This is a genomic window from Agrobacterium sp. 16-172Ci (assembly GCF_053522725.1).
Map to the genome: position 1 here is coordinate 1 of NZ_JBNWBW010000060.1, position 2,469 is coordinate 2,469.

2 protein-coding genes and 1 pseudogene are annotated in these 2,469 nt (G+C 57.0%); all 3 read right to left on the reverse strand.

What is annotated here, in order from left to right:
- Window positions 1-57 precede the first annotated feature (57 nt).
- Entirely contained in the window at window positions 58-1,596 is a 1,539-nt protein-coding gene (locus tag ACQZ40_RS25655) for an IS3 family transposase (RefSeq protein WP_142914332.1), read from the reverse strand.
- An 87-nt stretch (window positions 1,597-1,683) separates the two neighbouring features.
- On the reverse strand, window positions 1,684-2,124 hold the full coding sequence (locus tag ACQZ40_RS25660; protein ID WP_193559334.1) for an ATP-binding protein: 441 nt from the start codon (window positions 2,122-2,124) through the stop codon (window positions 1,684-1,686).
- Window positions 2,039-2,469: pseudogene (locus ACQZ40_RS25665) on the reverse strand (ATP-binding protein); the annotation flags it as partial. The pseudogene ACQZ40_RS25665 and the gene ACQZ40_RS25660, both read right to left, overlap by 86 nt.

A 2,469-nucleotide genomic window follows, 5' to 3' on the forward strand; every position in this document is an offset into this window, starting at 1 on the left:
TGTTGGTTTCCACGCGGAACTGAGCCGGTGGGGGTGCGGATAAAAAGTTGGACTGTTTTAAATGCTCAGGCCGAGGCTCTTACGATATTCGACCGGGCTGAGCGATCCCAGCGATATCTTGATGCGCTTTTCGTTGTACCAGCGGATGTAGGCATCTACCTCCCCGACGAACTGTTCGATTGTCATGGCCTTCCAATCTCGTGGATAGAAGAGTTCGGTTTTCAACCGGCCGAAGAAGCCTTCGCACGCGGCGTTGTCTTGCGAGCAACCCTTTCGAGACATCGAGCGGACCAGTCTTGCTTCGCTGATCCGGGTTAACCAGCCGGGCCATCGATAATGGGCTCCGCGATCAGAATGGATGATTGGCCGTTCCTCGCCGTTGGCGACGGTTCCGATGGCCGCATCCAGCATGGTGTTGACGAGACCTGCATCCGGTTGGGTTCCGATGGACCAGCTGATGACCATGCCGTCAAAGCAGTCGATGATGGGCGAAAGGTACACCTTGCCTGCTGGGATCTGGAACTCGGTGATGTCTGTCAGCCACTTCACGTTCGGCGCTTCTGCATGGAAGTCGCGATTGATCAGGTTCTGGGGCGCTGGACTGATTTCTCCCAGATAGGATCCAAACCGCCGTCGACGCGGCCTGGCAACGACCAGCTGCTCCTGCTTCATCAATCGCTGGACAACCTTTTCCGAGATTACCACGCTTTGTCTGGCCAGCGACGCCTGCAGTCGTCGATAACCGTAGCAACGACGGTTCGTTTCAAAGATCTCAGCTAGGCTGTGGCGGACGGCGGCATACTTGTCTGCCAGGCACATGCGGGCGCGATGGTAGAAGTAGGAGCTGCGGGCAATCCGAAGCTGGGCAAGCAGCTCTGGCAAGCGATAAACTTCCTTAAGGGCGTCAATCAGCTGGGTCTTCTCCCGATTACTCAGGATCTGCAGATCGACGCCCAGGCCTTTTTTTAGCAGTTCGTTGGCCTTCTTCAGGAGATCATGCTCGAGTTGTAACTGGCGGACATCACGCTGGAGGGCTTCAAGCTGTCGCTCAAGTTCCTCACGTTCTGGCACTTTGGAGTTGGTTTTGCGGCGTTTCATGGATGAAGAACCCTCATGACCGAGTAGCTGCTTTTTCCAGCCATACAATGTCGGTCTTGAAACGCCCAGTCGGTCAGCGACCTGTTGAGAGGTTTCATCTCCACTGCATAGCCCGATGACGCCTGCTTGCCGAACCTCCTCGCAGTAGCCAGGATGCCACGATCGACCGACCATCGATGTCCGCGCCTCCGGAAACGTCTCACGAACCCATGCGGTTAGAGTTCCTCGACCGGGATAGCCGAGCGCCCTCATCGTCGCAGAGATGCAACGATCATGGGTGCGAAAGTGCTCAAGTGCCGCCTGCCTCTGAGCCTCTGAATATTTTGGCGCTCGCGCTACCGGCTGAGTACGCAGGTCGAGATGCTGTAGGTACTCGCGGTACCAGCCCCTCAGCGCATTCTTGGTGGGATATCCCAGCTGGCGAATGGTCGCGTTAAGCCGCTTGCCAAGCCGGATATAGAGCTCAACCGCTCGAAGTCTGTCTGCGTAGGAATACATGAACTACCTCCTTGGTGGTCCAAGTTTTCGTCCGCACCCCCGGTTTTTCCACCGAGAAGTGAGCCACCTCTGAGTATGGTTTTCTGATCAGGTTTTGGTCAAGGGATTGGCCTTTTCTCCTCTCTTCTGTGCGGCTGCAGCCGAGCTGGCTTTGAATCGGAAGCTGTCGTTTCCAGTTTCGAGGATGTGACAACGGTGGGTCAGCCGGTCCAGCAGAGCCGTTGTCATCTTGGCATCGCCGAAGACGGTGGCCCATTCGCTGAAGCTGAGGTTGGTGGTGATGACGACGCTGGTGCGCTCGTAGAGCTTACTCAGCAGGTGGAAGAGTAGCGCTCCGCCTGAGGCACTGAACGGAAGGTATCCGCGTTCATCGAGGATCAGCAGATCGAGACAAACCAGCGTCTCAGCGATTTGGCCTGCCTTGCCTTTAGCCTTCTCCTGCTCAAGCGCGTTGACCAGTTCGATGATCGAGAAGAAGCGGACCTTGCGGCGATGATGCTCGATCGCCACCGAGGGCGGTCGCCACATGTGTTTTTCCTGTGCCAGGTCCGCCGACAAGCACGACATTCTGCGCTCCGTCGATGAACTCGCATCGGTGCAACTGGCGCAGATTCAGCACATGCGTCTTAGTCGCCACGCCTTGATCCAGAGCCAGTTCCACAGCCCTGACGACAACCTGTTCGTCGTGATGAAGCACCAGAGCGAGGATGTCGGCCATCTCCCGATCACCACCGGCACGGCGAAGCATCTGGTCCTGCAGTTGTCGAAAGCCAGCGGCAATTCCAGGAAAGGCGCACCATTGCGCAGGGCTCCGGGTTTGCGCTGGATGACCGCAAGGTAATGCCGCCAGTCATAAATCGTCCTCGGCGGTTT

What these genes read in the sequence shown, in the direction of transcription:
- ACQZ40_RS25655 (WP_142914332.1), bottom strand. Translation starts at nt 1,596, where the DNA reads ATGTATTCCTACGCAGACAGACTTCGAGCGGTTGAGCTCTATATCCGG.
- ACQZ40_RS25660 (WP_193559334.1), bottom strand. Translation starts at nt 2,124, where the DNA reads ATGTGGCGACCGCCCTCGGTGGCGATCGAGCATCATCGCCGCAAGGTC.